19 protein-coding genes and 1 pseudogene are annotated in these 12,916 nt (G+C 68.3%); 11 read left to right on the top strand and 9 right to left on the bottom strand.

Annotation, left to right across the window (positions count from 1 at the left end; translation table 11 throughout):
• Positions 1-91 precede the first annotated feature (91 nt).
• Complete coding sequence (locus ACFQE0_RS14895; protein WP_378970956.1) at positions 92-853, bottom strand: MJ0042-type zinc finger domain-containing protein; 762 nt, start codon at positions 851-853, stop codon at positions 92-94.
• Positions 854-1,058: 205 nt separating this feature from the next.
• On the opposite strand from ACFQE0_RS14895, the gene ftsE reads away from it, so the two are divergent.
• The 3 genes and pseudogenes from ftsE to ACFQE0_RS14880 all read left to right on the top strand — a co-directional run bounded on the left by ftsE (position 1,059) and on the right by ACFQE0_RS14880 (position 3,661).
• Entirely contained in the window at positions 1,059-1,751 is a 693-nt protein-coding gene (gene ftsE / locus ACFQE0_RS14890; RefSeq protein WP_378975486.1) for a cell division ATP-binding protein FtsE, read from the top strand.
• Positions 1,748-2,709: pseudogene (locus ACFQE0_RS14885) on the top strand (cell division protein FtsX). Before ftsE ends, ACFQE0_RS14885 begins: the two are co-directional and overlap by 4 nt.
• Before the next feature lie 154 nt (positions 2,710-2,863).
• Positions 2,864-3,661: a YdcF family protein gene (locus tag ACFQE0_RS14880; RefSeq protein ID WP_378970954.1), complete on the top strand. Its 798-nt coding sequence runs from the start codon at positions 2,864-2,866 to the stop codon at positions 3,659-3,661.
• Positions 3,662-3,668: 7 nt separating this feature from the next.
• On the opposite strand, the gene ACFQE0_RS14875 is transcribed toward ACFQE0_RS14880, so the two are convergent.
• The 4 genes from ACFQE0_RS14875 to ACFQE0_RS14860 form a co-directional block, all read right to left on the bottom strand.
• On the bottom strand, positions 3,669-3,995 hold the full coding sequence (locus tag ACFQE0_RS14875; RefSeq protein ID WP_378970952.1) for a hypothetical protein: 327 nt from the start codon (positions 3,993-3,995) through the stop codon (positions 3,669-3,671).
• Between the two features lie 5 nt (positions 3,996-4,000).
• Complete coding sequence (gene ptsN / locus ACFQE0_RS14870; protein WP_378970950.1) at positions 4,001-4,468, bottom strand: PTS IIA-like nitrogen regulatory protein PtsN; 468 nt, start codon at positions 4,466-4,468, stop codon at positions 4,001-4,003.
• A gap of 146 nt (positions 4,469-4,614) precedes the next feature.
• The gene (gene hpf / locus ACFQE0_RS14865) at positions 4,615-5,211 is read right to left on the bottom strand and encodes a ribosome hibernation-promoting factor, HPF/YfiA family (RefSeq protein WP_378970947.1); all 597 of its coding nucleotides are present in this window, start codon (positions 5,209-5,211) and stop codon (positions 4,615-4,617) included.
• Between the two features lie 144 nt (positions 5,212-5,355).
• Positions 5,356-6,039 (bottom strand): hypothetical protein, encoded by a 684-nt coding sequence (locus ACFQE0_RS14860; RefSeq protein WP_378970944.1) that lies wholly within the window; start codon positions 6,037-6,039, stop codon positions 5,356-5,358.
• 528 nt (positions 6,040-6,567) lie between these two features.
• On the opposite strand from ACFQE0_RS14860, the gene ACFQE0_RS14855 reads away from it, so the two are divergent.
• Entirely contained in the window at positions 6,568-7,299 is a 732-nt protein-coding gene (locus ACFQE0_RS14855; protein ID WP_378970941.1) for a hypothetical protein, read from the top strand.
• A gap of 101 nt (positions 7,300-7,400) precedes the next feature.
• Here the strand turns inward: ACFQE0_RS14855 and ACFQE0_RS14850 are convergent, their stop codons facing one another.
• The gene (locus tag ACFQE0_RS14850; protein WP_378970939.1) at positions 7,401-7,730 is read right to left on the bottom strand and encodes a hypothetical protein; all 330 of its coding nucleotides are present in this window, start codon (positions 7,728-7,730) and stop codon (positions 7,401-7,403) included.
• A gap of 2 nt (positions 7,731-7,732) precedes the next feature.
• Positions 7,733-7,993, bottom strand: a complete 261-nt coding sequence (locus tag ACFQE0_RS14845) for a hypothetical protein (protein ID WP_378970936.1) — start codon at positions 7,991-7,993, stop codon at positions 7,733-7,735.
• A 102-nt stretch (positions 7,994-8,095) separates the two neighbouring features.
• Between ACFQE0_RS14845 and ACFQE0_RS14840 the strand changes: the two genes are divergently transcribed.
• The gene (locus tag ACFQE0_RS14840) at positions 8,096-8,548 is read left to right on the top strand and encodes a hypothetical protein (protein ID WP_378970934.1); all 453 of its coding nucleotides are present in this window, start codon (positions 8,096-8,098) and stop codon (positions 8,546-8,548) included.
• 136 nt (positions 8,549-8,684) lie between these two features.
• Here the strand turns inward: ACFQE0_RS14840 and ACFQE0_RS14835 are convergent, their stop codons facing one another.
• Both ACFQE0_RS14835 and ACFQE0_RS14830 read right to left on the bottom strand, forming a co-directional pair.
• Positions 8,685-9,077 carry a hypothetical protein gene (locus ACFQE0_RS14835; protein WP_378970932.1) on the bottom strand — a complete coding sequence of 131 codons (393 nt, stop codon included), beginning with the start codon at positions 9,075-9,077 and terminating at the stop codon, positions 8,685-8,687.
• Positions 9,078-9,570: 493 nt separating this feature from the next.
• Positions 9,571-9,753, bottom strand: coding sequence for a hypothetical protein (locus tag ACFQE0_RS14830; protein WP_378970930.1), 183 nt, complete (start codon positions 9,751-9,753; stop codon positions 9,571-9,573).
• Between ACFQE0_RS14830 and ACFQE0_RS14825 the strand changes: the two genes are divergently transcribed.
• The 6 genes from ACFQE0_RS14825 (at position 9,736) to ACFQE0_RS14800 (ending at position 12,786) form a co-directional block, all read left to right on the top strand.
• Positions 9,736-10,020 carry a hypothetical protein gene (locus tag ACFQE0_RS14825; protein WP_378970928.1) on the top strand — a complete coding sequence of 95 codons (285 nt, stop codon included), beginning with the start codon at positions 9,736-9,738 and terminating at the stop codon, positions 10,018-10,020. The genes ACFQE0_RS14830 and ACFQE0_RS14825 overlap by 18 nt on opposite strands.
• Before the next feature lie 82 nt (positions 10,021-10,102).
• Entirely contained in the window at positions 10,103-10,933 is an 831-nt protein-coding gene (locus ACFQE0_RS14820) for an AAA family ATPase (protein ID WP_378970925.1), read from the top strand.
• A 10-nt stretch (positions 10,934-10,943) separates the two neighbouring features.
• The gene (locus ACFQE0_RS14815) at positions 10,944-11,645 is read left to right on the top strand and encodes a hypothetical protein (RefSeq protein WP_378970923.1); all 702 of its coding nucleotides are present in this window, start codon (positions 10,944-10,946) and stop codon (positions 11,643-11,645) included.
• Positions 11,638-11,997: a hypothetical protein gene (locus ACFQE0_RS14810; protein ID WP_378970921.1), complete on the top strand. Its 360-nt coding sequence runs from the start codon at positions 11,638-11,640 to the stop codon at positions 11,995-11,997. The genes ACFQE0_RS14815 and ACFQE0_RS14810 overlap by 8 nt, the downstream gene beginning before the upstream one ends.
• Positions 11,985-12,326 (top strand): hypothetical protein, encoded by a 342-nt coding sequence (locus ACFQE0_RS14805; protein ID WP_378970919.1) that lies wholly within the window; start codon positions 11,985-11,987, stop codon positions 12,324-12,326. Before ACFQE0_RS14810 ends, ACFQE0_RS14805 begins: the two co-directional genes overlap by 13 nt.
• A gap of 52 nt (positions 12,327-12,378) precedes the next feature.
• On the top strand, positions 12,379-12,786 hold the full coding sequence (locus ACFQE0_RS14800; protein ID WP_378970917.1) for a hypothetical protein: 408 nt from the start codon (positions 12,379-12,381) through the stop codon (positions 12,784-12,786).
• Positions 12,787-12,916: the final 130 nt, after the last annotated feature.

The raw sequence follows: 12,916 nt of genomic DNA, 5'->3' as shown, positions 1-12,916 counted from the left end.
CGGTCGGCGCATCCCTGAAGGGCTTGCGTGAGACCCTATAGCGGGCGACGCGAGCCCGCGCAGCCCAGTGCCCGCAGCGGAGTGTCGCGGCTCAGCGCTTGGCCGTCGTCGCGTCTGCGAATCGAAGCATCACGGCCCTGCCTTGCGCGGGCGGATCGGTGAGCTTCGCGCGGAAGCGGGCCGACTCGCCTTTTCCGAGGTTTGGCTTCGGCGCTGAAGCCGGGAACGACCTGATCACCTTGCCGGCAGCATCGCTGATCTCGATGCGCAGTCCCGGGACCGACACGTTGGCCCGTCCGACGCCGACGAGGTCGCCCTCCACTACCAATTCGGCCGAGCTCTCATCCCCGCCGGGATTCTGGAAGGCGACGACGTCGCGAATCTCCAGGCCTCGCCGATTCACCGGCATGCCGATGGCGGCAAAGACCGAGGCCGTTTGCGGAATGAGGCCGACGAGACCGGTGCGGGCAAGACATGCGACCGGCAAGGCAGCCAGCAGCGCGAGACCGAGGACCACGGGCGGCGACAGGAAGGCCTTAGCGGCAAAGGGGTTCGCCTTCGCCGTCTTTTTCCCCTTCTTGGGTGGGGATTTGCGCTTGCTAGGCTTCGGCTCCTCCGGAGGAGCTTCCGGCTCGGCCGTCTCTCGCACGGCGGTGGCGGCTTCGGCCCAGGCCGCGTCGGACACCTCATCGGACGGGCCGAGGCCCGGCTCCGGCGCTTCCTCGACGGCCGCATCGGGGGTAAGGAACCATGTCTCCCGGCAGGCGGCGCAGCGCACCGAGCGTCCCTCCGGCCCGATCTTCGCCGCATCGATGCGGTAGCTGCTGGCGCAGGTCGGGCAGGTGATCAACATCGGCGAGAACTCGACGCGGTCGCCCCCGTCCTCGCAAGAGAGCCGTGGGGGAGAAAACTCTTGAGAAATGGTGCCCGAACGGGGTTAACCTCGCGTGAAGCCACGAGGGCTGGCCCCGCCCCCGCGCGGCAAGGCCCGCGAGGCGAGCTTTTCGAACCCTGCCTTCGGGCGTAGCGGCGGGACGGCGTTGAACGTTCAGGCAACCATGAAGAGCCTGCTGCCGGGTGCCGAACGGCCCGTGGTGCAGTTCGAGCATGTCGGGATGCGCTACGGCCTCGGGCCGGAAGTGCTGTCGGACGTGAGCTTCCGCATCGCGCCCCACTCCTTCCAATTCCTCACCGGCCCCTCCGGCGCGGGCAAGACCACGCTGCTGCGGCTGATCCTGCTCTCCGTCCGCCCGACGCGCGGCACCGTCGCTATCTTCGGTGAGGAAGTGTCGGGCATTTCGAGCGAGAAGCTCACCATGCTCCGGCGGCGGATGGGGGTGGTGTTCCAGGATTTCCGCCTGCTCGACCATCTCACCACTTACGAGAATGTCGCCCTTCCCCTTCGCGTGCAGGGCCGCGCCGAGACGAGCTACCGCGCTGAGGTGGTGGAATTGCTGCGCTGGGTCGGCCTCGGCGAGCGCATGCACGCTTTACCGCCCCTGCTCTCCGGCGGTGAGAAGCAGCGCGCGGCCATCGCCCGCGCGTTGATCGCCCGGCCGGACCTCCTGCTGGCCGACGAGCCCACCGGTAACGTCGATCCGGCCCTGGGCCGTCGGCTGCTGCGGCTCTTCCTCGAGCTGAACAAGCTCGGCACCTCCGTGATCATCGCCACCCACGATTTTGGCATCATGGATGCCGTCAACGCCCGCCGCATGGTGCTGAACGCGGGCCGCCTTCGGATCGAGGAATGAACATCGCCGCCAGGGCCCGGGCACGCGCTGCGGCTGCGTTCCCGGCGGACCCGACCCTCCCCGCCAACCTGAGGCGCAACGCGCCCTCGTCCCGACCGATACCGCCGCGGGTCGCTCGCTCGCGGCGGTCATCGCCATCCTCACCTTCCTCGCCGGGCTCTGCGCGGGCGCCGCCGAGATGGTCGCCGCCAATGCCGGGCAATGGCAGGCCAGCGTGGCGCAGGAGGTGACGATCCAGGTCCGCCCCGGCCCCGGCCGGGACGTCGATGCCGATGTCGCCCGCGCGGATGGCATCGCCCGCGCGGAGCCGGGCATCGCGCGCACACGGATCTTCTCCAAGTCCGAGTCGGAACGGTTACTCGAACCCTGGCTCGGCACCGGGCTCGACCTCACCGACCTTCCGGTGCCGCGCCTCATCGCGCTCAAGATGTCCGGCGACAAGGCCGACCTTGGCCGCCTGCGCACGAAGCTGACCGACGCTCTGCCGGGTGTCGCCAGCCTCGACGATCACGCCCTCTGGTTGCAGCGGCTTTCCACCGCTGCCAACGCCTTCGTCGGTGCGGGCGTCGCCCTGGTGATGCTGGTTCTGGTCGCGACCGGACTCGCGGTGACCTTCGCGACGCGCGGCGCCATGGCAGGCAACAAGGAGGTGGTCGAGGTTCTCCACTTCGTCGGTGCGGGGGACGACTACATTGCCCGTGCGTTCCAGGCCCGCTTCTTCGGCCTGGGCCTGCGTGGCGGCGGCATCGGCGCAGCCTGCGCCATTCTCGCCTTCCTCATCGCGGGGCTCATCACGGGATCGTCCTCCTCCGGCCCGGCGGGCCAGGAGATCGAGGCGCTGTTCGGCGCCTTCCAGATCGGCTGGCGGGGCTTCGCGAGCATCGCCCTGATCGGGGGAATCGCGTCCCTCGTCACGGGTGCCGTCTCACGCATCACCGTGCGGCGGTACCTCGCTTAGTTGCGGTCGAGAGTGACTAACAATCCAAGGCGGCGAACTGCCGACGATTCTTAAGTGTTTGGCAACCAGTTGGGAGAGTGATCTGTGGGCAGCCGGACGCGGCTGCCTCCACGGCGCCTCATTCGGCGCTAGGCTCCGGAGGATGAACACGCGGATGACGCGCGCTCCCGTCTCTCTCGCGACCGACGCCATTGGCTGGGTCTGGAACGAGCAGGTGCCCGCCTCCCCGGCCAAGGGGACGGGCCATGGGTCTGGTGGAAAGCCGGGCCGGACGAGCCGGGGGTTGGTCTACTACTGCGGCGCTGCCGTCGCAGGCTTGTCCATCTTCGCCTTCATCGCCGGGTTTCTGGCTTTCGCCGGTCATCTCGCCCGGCAGGAGCGCACACCCGAAGGCCGCACGGACGGCATTGTGGCTCTCACCGGCGGAGCTCAGCGCATCGGCGACGCCATCGACCTTCTGGCTGCAGGCTATGGCCGCCGCCTGCTCATTACCGGAGTGAACGAGCGGACGAGCCGGGAGGAAATCGCTCGCCTGAACCCGACCCAGCGCCAGCTCATCGATTGCTGTGTCGATCTCGACTACCGGGCCCGAAACACGATCGGCAACGCCATCGAAACGCGTCGCTGGATGCGGGCGCACCATTTTAGCACCGTCGCGGTGGTCACTTCGAACTACCACATGCCGCGCACGCTGATCGAACTCGATCACGCGTTGCAGGATAGCGAGCGCATCGTCCCGCATCCGGTGGTGACCGGGGGTTTCAATGTCGATACGTGGTGGCACAACCCCTGCGCGGCGAAGCTCATCGCCTCGGAATATGTGAAATTCCTGGTGAGCTGGGTTCGCACCCGTTTTGAGGATGATCCCGAACGTTCGCGGGCCGCGATCCTGATCGGTCGCCGCAAGCCCATCAAGATGGTCGCAGAGCCGATGCTGCGCCGGCTCGATTGAGCGGGGGCTATAGCCCCTTGCAGCGCGTGCGGATCGCCTCGGCGAATTCCTTCTCGGAGCCCTGTACCTGGGCGAGGCCCGCATTCCGCTCGCCGCCGGAGAGGCAGCGGCCGTAGACGGCTGCAACCCGGCGCATGGTGTCGACATGACGGCGCCAAACGCGACAGCTCTTGGCGATGTCGCTCAGCTCGGCCTGCTCCAACTGGTCGAGGGCCTGCCTCTGCATCGATTGCGCCACCACCACATCGCGGGGGCAGGTCGCATCGCCACCCTGCGCAAAGGCGGGCGCCGTCGCGAGGCTAAAGGCCAACACGGTGAAGGTCGAACGTCTCATCGGCATCAGGCCGCCCGGGGCGCAGCGTTGCGGGTCAGCAGCGCGTAAAGGGCCGCCTCGTCGCGGGCCGCGCGGATGCTGCCGAGCATGCCCGGCTCGCGCAGAACGCGTGCCACCTGCGCCAAGGCCTTGAGATGGTCCGCCCCCGCCCCTTCCGGCGCGAGCAGCAGGAACGCGATATCGACGGGCTCACCATCGAGCGCCTCGAAATCCACGGGACGGTCGAACCGGGCGAACAGGCCGAACAACCGGTCCAGTCCCGCGAGCTTGCCATGGGGAATGGCCACGCCCTCCCCGATTCCGGTCGAGCCCAGGCGCTCGCGCTGGAGAAGCGTTTCGAACACCGCCCGATCCGACAGCATCGGAAGGCGCTTCACGGACTGGCTCGCCAGATCCTGCAGCACCTGCTTCTTCGAGCGGGCGCGCATCGGGGAGACCACCGCATCGGGGGCCAGAAACTCGAGAAGTGGCATGGAACGATCGTTGCCCCGCCGCCTAGCTCCCCCGGGGAGCCGGCCCCCTCAAGATCGCCGTAGCCGCCCCAGAGACGGAAACGCTCCTGTCCAAGTGTCGGACGTGGAGAGCGGTTCCGGCCCCATTCCTGGCAACCCGATCGAGATCAGGCGCCGCTTGTCGGAGGATCGACCCAGCCGATCGCCCCATCACTGCGCCGGTATACGACGTTGATGCGGCCGGTGCCAGCGTGGACGAAGACAACGACGGGCGATCCTGTCATGTCCAGGGCGGTAACTGCCTCACCCACCGTATGGCGCTGAAGGGACTTCGTGCTCTCGGCGACGATCGGCGGATGGGCGTCGCCCTCGTCCTCCGGCTCGGCATCCTCGTCGTCCGGTGCCGCGAGGACCGCATAGGCCGCCTCCATTGCCGCGTCGTCGCGGGAGGCCGTCGCATGCTCCTTGAGGCGGTGCTTGTAGCGACGCAGGCGGGTTTCCAGCCGGTCCGCCGTTTGTTCGAAGCTCGCCCTCGGGTCATGCGCCGCGCTCACCGCCTCGATCGTCAGGCCGGAGACGAGGTGGAGCACGCAATCTGTTCGATAGGCGCTCCCGTCTCGGCGCAGCGTGACGTGGCCGGTGCAACCGTCCTGCATGTGGGTGTCGAGGTATTTCGACAGCGTCGCAGCCATCCGTTCCTCGACCCTGGTGCGCAGGCTTTCACCGAGATCCACCCCGTGGCCGGTGACGCGCAGAGACCTCATGCTCCCTCCCGTGCTTGTCGAAGCGGCGAAATTAGAGACCGCTTTTCGCGATAGTCAACGGACGAGCGACGGTTTCGTGAGCCGCCTCATTCGGGGCCGGATGGTAAAAGTTGCAAACCGTTAACCATTCCGTCTCTACGGTCGTCACGCCCCGGTTGGGAATTCGCGATGACCCTGCTGTTCATCTTCGCCGTCGTTCCCCTCACCGTCGCCATCGTTCTGGCGCGCGGTGAGCCCATTAGGACCATCAGCTGCCTCGGCGCCATGAGCGTCGGCTGCCTGATCGCCTTCTACAGCTTCTTCGGCTTCGTCCGCACTCGCCTCTTCGGCGCTCTGCGCTGACGGCGAGACCTCGCTACACGCGATGTCGAGGCCCATCGTGAGTGCGACGCAGCCTCGCATGGCCGACAGCGTCGAGCGCAGGGCCTCTTCCAGTTCGGCGACCCGTCCCGTCAGCACGGCTGCGGCGGCCTCGGCCGCATCGGCCGCCTGACCCTGCTCTCTCAAAGAGGCGAGAATTTCCTGGGTCGCGGCCCGCGCCTCCCTGCGCTCTCGCTTCAGCCGTTCGACCTCGCCCTCGGCCTCCTCGGCCCGGCGTTGCCAGCCGCTGGCCGCGACGGCGGCTTCCAGGGAGGCGACACGTCTGCGGGCATCATCGAGTTGCGAGCGCAGGCGCGCGGCGTCCGTTTCGGCCGAGGCGGCGCGAAACTCCGCAGCATGCACTTCGGCCAGCGCGGCACGGATGTTCTGGGCATCGAGCAGGATGCCGTCATCTGCAAAGCATTCGGCCAGCGCCACGAGCGACTGACGCTGCGCCTCGGTCAGCACCGACCCATCCCAACGGAAGACAGCATGGATACGGAGTAGTCGCCCCGCCCCGCTGATGTCGAGCTTTATAGCGACAAAAGCGCGACGATGCTGTGGGCCGATGGCTGAGTATCGACGACTAAGCAGAGAAAAAGCGGGAAATTTGGTCGGAGTGGCAGGATTTGAACCTGCGACCCCCACGTCCCGAACGGGGGGACGAACGGGTGCCGCTCGCTCTCGTATGTCCATTTCCCCTGCGGAGCAAGCTGGTCCGCCGTGGTCGCCCATCGTCCGTCATCGTCCGCAATCCGTGGCCCAGGGGGTCGAATCTGTGGCCGACCTGTGGCCGGGGAACGACTCCGGAACGCCGTCACGCGACTCAGGCCACAGGCCCAGCGCCGCCGCGCAGCAGGGCATGGCCCGCCGCTTGATGACGCTGCTCGATCGTGTGGATGGAGGCCTGCCCCGTTAACCACGGACCTCCTTCGTCGTGGACTCTCGATGCGCGGCGGCGAACCTCGTGCGCAACGCAACAGGGGGATCTCACCCATGCCTACTCCACCCCACGACATCGGCGGTGCCGTATATGCGGCGCTCACGGATGACGAGCGGGCCATGCTCGCCCGTTCCATCCGGACGGCCAGGGCCTCGTACTACGGCGATCAGTCCGACGACTGGCTGTGCTGCATCCTGCAGAACCGGATCGATCTGCCCGGCCTCGGCGAGCGGGACGATGAGGTCACGGACGACGACTTGCGCGAGACGTGCGTGGCCCTCGTCCCCCTGCTGAATCACCGCGACTTTGGGCGGGCGCTCCGGGCGTTCGGATCCATCCATCGCGAACGCGTGTCGGGCCTCTACCTCGACGCCATCGACGATCTGTTCGGGCCGGCCGACTACGAGGCCATCGGCCGTCGGGTCTTCGGGCACCTGACGAGCGAGGACCGCAAGCGAATGAAGGAAGCCCTGGAGGGCGTGAGGGCCCAGCGCGACGATCCAATCGACCCCATGCGCCCCACATGGCGCCGAGAGCTCGCGAGATTTGGCCATGGCGAGCCGATCGAGCAGGGCGTGCGCATCACGAACCGGCACGTGCTGGCGATATGCCAGTTGCTGGCCAAGCTTCATGACACCGCCAGGCGGTCCCCTGGCCATCCCTACGTGATCCTGTGGCCCGAGCTCGTCAGCGGCGCGTTCGGCTACGAGCACGCCGAGCGCATCGAGTGTCTGTTCGCCGAGGCGAGGAAGCCCCTGATCAAGACACGCACGAAGGGGAAGTAGCGCCGCGCCCATGCGGCATGATACCTACCTTGAGCTCCGCGCCGCCTACGGCGCGGCGGAGCGCTTCAGGGCGCTTGTCTAAGGCAACTTCTGGAATTGCCTTAAACAGGCTCCACCCATCCGGTGACCGCCGCCGCGCAGGCCTCCAGGGTCGAGAGCCTGGACGGCACCAGGATCCGGGCATCCGGATCCCCGGCGAGGGCCAAGCCGCGCATCAGGCCGTCGGGCCCGTGCACGACAGCCGGCTCGCACTCCGACACCCAGGCCGACAGCATCCGGACTGTCTCCCCCGCGAAAGCGGCGACGAGACGTGCACGGAGGGCCGCGACGTCATCGGGCCGGGGCGCCGCCGGCGGGCGGTCCCAGTCCGGCGAGATGACCACGCCGCGGGGCGGCACCAGGCGGAGGGGTGTCTCGGTGAAAATCCGCATGGTCAGGCCTCCACCTTCGTGCCTAGCTTGGCGCGGCGCCGGGTGCCCATCCGGTACATCGCGGCCGTGACACGCCTCTCGACGTCCTCGGCATCGCTGGCGAGCTTCAGCAGTGCCCGCTCCTCGCGAGGGCTGGCAGCTTGAAGAACGCCGACCTCCAGGTCCCGGCGCGCGCGCTTCAAGCCCATCGCCGCCCCATGGACGCAGAACAGCGTCAGATCCATGCTGCCAGCTATGCGCTGGCGATCCTTCCAATCGCTCATCGTCCCCTCCCCTCAGCTGTAGGCCGACCACACGGCAGGCAGAGCCGCCCCCGTCCGGATTCGAGCGTCCCGTACGGCCAGGCGCTCCAGCGCCAGCTCAGTGTGCCCGCCCCGCGGGGCCGGGGATCCCGCCTCGCCGGCTACGTGCTCTGGCACGTGCCGGGCTTGCTTCTCCGTGGGGGCGGGCCGAGAATCCGTGGCATGCCCGACGACCAGTACGACCCCGCGAGCATCCGGCTCCTCGTCGGCATGGAGCCCCCGCGGCGACCGGCCGGCTTCGTCGAGTTCGATGACCGCTACCCCGTCGAGGACGGCCCCGGCAGCGGCCAGCGCGTCGAGCTCAGCGTGCGCGTGCTCGTGGGCCTGGAGCGGTCCACCGTGATCGTCGCCGACCCCAGCACGGGGCGCACCCTCACCCGCGAGGTCCTCCCGCACGGCCGGGAGGCCGACGTCGCCGCGGCCGCCGTCGAGGCGGCGATCCGGGCACGTCTGCCGAGCGCGCCAGGCGGCGTGGCCGGGGGATCCCGCGAACCGCCGGGCGAGCCGCGCGAGTAGGTCGGCTGAAGGTGCGGAGCGGCTCATGGGTGGGCCTCCCCAGAGCTGTCCAGCGCCGAGAGGATCCCCGTCGCGAGGACGCCCAGCAGCAGGACGGCCGACCCGGCCGAGCAGACGAAGAAGGTGAGCTCGCCCATCAGGCCGGGTCCCTCTGCACAAACCCGTGGCTCTCCAGGACAACCAGGATCCCGCCCGCGAGTTGGGTGTCGTCGAGGCCGCTGGCGCGCCCGCGGGCGATGACCTCGCGGATCAACGCGGCGGGCCCGGACTGGATGGGTTGCCCGAGCAGAGCGATCTCGGCCGCGGCGCGATCCTCCTCTTCAAGGGCCGCGATCCCCGCCGCGACGAGGTCAAATAGGTCGAGCGTATGGAGGACCACGTCCGTGACGCCGACCGCCGCAAAGGCGGCAACGGCTTCCTCACGCCCCGAGCGCGCCTCGAACACGGTTCGCCTGAAGGTGGACTGGACCTTAAACGGCAGCGCATGCAGCGCCATGCCGTGCCGCCGCACCTCGATCGTATCCGCCATCGGCCGCTCCTCGCCGTCCAACCTCGCGCGGATACCACTCTGAGCGATTCGGAACGGGACGGCCCGGCCTCCCAACGTCAAGGGAAAACCTAACCTTCTCTGGGACTTCCGATTGCCTCACGGGACCGCCCCGGGCATGGTGGAGGCTCACCGGAAGGACGACCCCCGTGACCCTCGCTCGCTGCTTAAAACGGATAGCCCGCACCGCCTGAGCCATGCTCGGCGCCCGCCTGCGCGTGCCCACCCGTTTCCAGCGAGCCTCCCCCGTGACGACATCCGACGACTATCAGCGCCTCGTCCGGCGCGCTGCCCGACAGGCCGCATTCAAGGAGAGCGAGGAGCACTACCGGCGCGACATCGTCTACGCGTCGAATGGCTTCCCTACGCTGGGACAAGCTGTTCGCCGGCGCGATGCCCGCAGGCGGGACGGTGACGGAAGACGCCCGACGCTGGACGTCGGACCTCCTGAACTCGGCCATCGGCAAGCAGCTCGTCAGATGCGCTCAAGGACGGCCTGGAGCTGCTCGGGAGCGAGCCGTGCCCCCGTTATGCCGAGGAAGTCGAGGCCCTCGCGCTGCAGGAAGGAAAGTTCAATCCGAACATCGCGCTGGAGGACCTGTGCGGCGAGATCGCCGACCGAGCAACGCTCTACGGCGCAATGCTGGCTGACCCTCAAGCGGCCGCCCGGGCCGTCGCGCTGCTGAGCGACACACTGCAGAGCTACGCCCATGTGGCGCAGAGCGATCCCGTCGCGGTGCGCGAGATCGCCGTCACGATGCTCCAGTGCGTGGCGCTCTGCCAGCGCGACATCGTCCCGCCGATCGACCTTGAGCTGATCCCGTCCTGGCAGCTGACGCGATCGACCGCCCGTCGCGTCATGGAGATGATCGCCAGCGTGGCCGCCCCGCCGGAGGAGCCTGCTCCGTGCGGCCGATCCCCCTGAGGATAAGTATACGGATGCTCGTGTCATCCCAGACGACAGCCCTGTCCCAGGGTTCGTGGACGCGCGGCATCCCACGCGTGTCGTGCTGCCCACAGCTCTCGAATCGAAGAAGCCGGCCGGCGCCGCGCGGGCACTCGTCGGCCAGGCCCTTCCGCTGCATCGCATGCCAGACATCACCGTACTGGGCGAGCACCTCGTGGCGCGGCGGCCATGGCTCGCGACGCAGATCGCCCGCATTCTCGGTACGCTCGCTGGGCGGGACACCGTAGCCGTCCCGAACCTGCTCCTCGTCGGAGCGCCCGGAACGGGAAAGACCGAGCTTGCGCGGGACATCGCCGAAGGCCTGGGCGTGCCAACGGTGGTCTATGGATGCGCCGGGATCGCGGACTCCTCGATCTCGGGAACGTCGAAGCAATGGTCTACGGCTCGGCTCAGCCTGTTCACGCAGCTCCTCGTCGATAACCAGTCCGGCGATGGCATCGTCATCCTCGACGAACTGGACAAGAGTGGAGCGACGGGTGGGCACAATGGATCCCTTAGGGAGGCGATCGTCGCCGTGGGCGAACTATCGGCCCGCCGCCGCTTCTTCGATCTTGGGGTCGATGGGGTCGTCGACATCAGCGGTGTGTCGCTCGTTGCCACTGCCAACGACGTTGCAGGCCTTCGGGGCCCCCTGCTCGACCGTTTCGCGGTCGTCGAGATCCCCGGCCCCCGGCGGCAGGACCTCCCGATCATCGCCAGAGGCATCATCGAAAAGATGAGGTCCGAGATGGGGGACGGCAGGTGGCTCGGCGACCTAGACGCGGCTGAGCTCGACAGCCTCTCGTCCTGGCGCGGCGGCTCGATCCGTCCCCTCCGCCGCGCCATCGAGCATCTCGTCGCGCTTCGTTCAGACCGTCGCTTCGCGCACTGAGGAGGCCGACATGGATCACCGTGCCCGCCGGGCCGCGCGCGAGCTACGCGGCTACCTCGAACTCCGATACGGCAGCCAACCCGCGCTGCGCATCGTCCGGCACCCCACGCCGGAGGGCCAAACTTTCGTTCGGCTCGCCTGCACAGGACTGACGCCGCCCATGCCCGGCGACACCGGGGACGACGGCAAGACATACTCGGACGGGCCGCCTCATGCCTACACGAAGAGGCATATGGACGTCGTCGCGGAGATCGCCGAGCGGTACGTGGCCATCCGTTCCGATAGGTATCTCCCCGGGGGCGGCCTCGTCCATGAGGACCATGGCGACATGTGCGTGCACATGTGGGCGGAATACGGCGAGCTATTCCCATCCGGAACGGTAGAAGTCGGCGTGCCATGGCAAGAGCTTGCCTGCGCCGGCGCATCTACCATGCGGTTTCACGGTGTCCTGAACGGCATCGTGACAACGCAGCTCAAGAGCAAGTTTGCGTCATTGCGTTGGTACATGAGCGGCAAGAACAACGTCGATATCGAAATGCTGGAGTTGATCCGCTCCGCGCTGGAGACGCTGTCCGTCGTAGTCTGCGAGCACTGCGGCGCCCCGGGCACGCACAGGCCAGGGGGCTGGCACATCATCCTCTGCGATGCCTGCCATGAAGTGCGCGAGGCCGAGCGCACGGCGGCCAAGGCCAAGAACAAGAAGGGTGGCTGATGTTTATCGCAACCTTCATCGCCGGTGCTGGTCCGTCCGCGAGGGCGGCCGAGTCGTCGACCACGTCGCGGAAATCGCCCTCTCGGGCGTGACGCTCCGGGCCTCGGAGGCGGCCCGCCTGCGCTGCCTGCGGACCGGGTCCCGGGACGTCCACGCCTGGGCCCGGGGCCTCCCCCTCGTCGGCGTGCCCCGGCCGGGCGGGGCCGTCCGGTTCCCATACAGCCTGGACCGCCCGGGTTTCCGCCTCTCGGACGGCAGCATCCTCACCGCCGCGGCCGGCGCCTGGTTCGAGCAGGACGGCAGCGCCTGGTGCCTCGACCCTCATGTGGAGTGTACCTCATGCGTTCCGTAGCCCTCGCCCTCGCCCTGGCCGTACTCGCTGCACCTGCCGCTGCAGACGAGACGTGGCTGCTGCCCGAGGATGGCGTCTACTGTCCGGCTGAGGGCCAGGACGTCTACGCCATCGTGGTCGGGCCCGGCGGCGGTCTCGGCATCGATGGGCTCGATTGCGAGAACGTCAGGCTGTCCCGCGGGCGCGTGCGATCGAGCGCATGCGTATCGAATGGCGGCCACCCCGTCGACCTGGATACCGACCTGCTGATCCTGCCGTCCGGCTCGATGTTCCACGACGGCGTGCTGTTCCGCAGGTGGCGAGGCCCGCTCCCGTGCCCGGTCAGCTGAGGCCTGGTGCCTCTCACGCCAGAAGCCGACCATGCCTGCAGGGAGATCCACCATGCGCCGCACGAGACGACTGTCCCTCGCCGAGATCGCCAAGCGCCGGGCTGACAGGGCCCGCGATGCGGACCTTCTGCAGAGCGGTTGGCAGCCTGATGCGAGGACGCTGAACGAGGCCCCGACGATCGATGCGTGGATCGAGAGCGTGTATCCCGGGACGTCGCTGCCGTGCCTCGTCGGCCACGTCGCGGGGCACCCGATCGTGCCGGACGGCCCGGCGACGACGTCACCGATCGTCGCGCGCGGCGAAGGATGGATCCGCACTGAGGGGCGATTTTACAGGACCCTGGAGCCGCTGCGGATCCCGGCCGCCCCGCGGGCTGCCGAGCCTCGGGGCGAGGCGCCCACAACGCCCAGAAAGCTCGAAGAGGGCGAAACCACGCCCGAGGGATTCGAGGGCTTCTAGGGCGAAAGGAAGCAAATATCGGTTCAGTATCATTTCGCTACATCGGTCGGCGGGGGCGGCGCGGGGCCGCCCCCGCACATGGCTCAGCCCTTTTTCGGCCGGCGGAGATCGAGGCGGCCCTGCGCGAGCT

Source organism: Methylobacterium komagatae (genome assembly GCF_042661665.1).
Lineage (GTDB): Bacteria > Pseudomonadota > Alphaproteobacteria > Rhizobiales > Beijerinckiaceae > Methylobacterium > Methylobacterium komagatae.
This window is presented reverse-complemented; position numbering and strand designations above follow the sequence as displayed.